1 pseudogene is annotated in these 386 nt (G+C 73.1%); it reads left to right on the forward strand.

Annotation, left to right across the window (positions count from 1 at the left end):
- Positions 1 to 386, forward strand: a pseudogene (locus ACTVZP_RS22340) (polysaccharide biosynthesis tyrosine autokinase); the annotation flags it as partial.

Below are 386 nucleotides of genomic sequence, written 5' to 3' on the forward strand. Positions count from 1 at the left end.
TGCCGGTCCTCGGCCATGCGGTGGCCTCGGGGCGGCTGCCGCTGCCCGATCTCAAGGCCCTGATCCCCTATGACCGGGGCGATGCCCGGATCCGGCTCGACATGCTCGAGGTGCCGCCTGAATGGATCGGGGAGGAGATCCGGCTGACGGCGGGAGGAGGGGGACGCTTCACCCTCCTGCTGCCGGACGAAAGCCTCGCCGAGGGCGAGACGGGCGTGCCGCTCTCGCTGCCCGGGAAAGGGTTCGGCCTGCGGATCGGGGCGCTCGAGGGTCCCGCGGGGCGCGAGTTCGTGATCCTGCAGCGCGACGAGACCGAGGCGGTCCAGTCGCTGCGGGGGCGGCTGTCGGTGGCCGAGCGCGGACGGGGCTCCTCCATCCTCGAGGTG

The sequence above is a fragment of the Rhodobacter sp. NSM genome, assembly GCF_052244495.1.
GTDB lineage: Bacteria > Pseudomonadota > Alphaproteobacteria > Rhodobacterales > Rhodobacteraceae > Cereibacter_A.